This window comes from Paenibacillus sp. J45TS6 (assembly GCF_018403285.1).
In the GTDB taxonomy this organism is placed as follows: domain Bacteria; phylum Bacillota; class Bacilli; order Paenibacillales; family Paenibacillaceae; genus Paenibacillus.
In genome coordinates this window covers 1-255 of record NZ_BOSJ01000109.1, presented here as the reverse complement: position 1 = coordinate 255, position 255 = coordinate 1, and the positions used below count along the sequence as shown (strand labels likewise).

Annotated in this window: 1 protein-coding gene; it reads left to right on the top strand. The window is 45.5% G+C overall.

Annotated elements, in window-relative coordinates; all coding sequences use genetic code 11:
* Positions 1-255: IS110 family transposase (locus tag KJS58_RS25230; protein WP_213536351.1), on the top strand; the 255-nt coding region annotated here is incomplete at both ends.

Sequence of the window (255 nt, the reverse complement as noted above, 5' to 3'; positions counted from 1 at the left end):
AGTCGACATTGCAAAATTCAAGCATGTGGCTCGAGCACAAGACTACCGCGGAGTCGAGTTTGGGAAGCCCATTACGTTTGAGAATAACCGAGAAGGATTTGAGTTGTTCGTGAACTGGTTCTGGGAGGTCTCAAAGGAGCAATCCTTCCGGGATGTTATCGTTGGAATGGAACCAACAGGGCACTACTGGCTGAACCTTGTTTATTTTTTAAAAGAAAAGCACGTAAAATACGGTGTGGTGAATCCACTGCATGT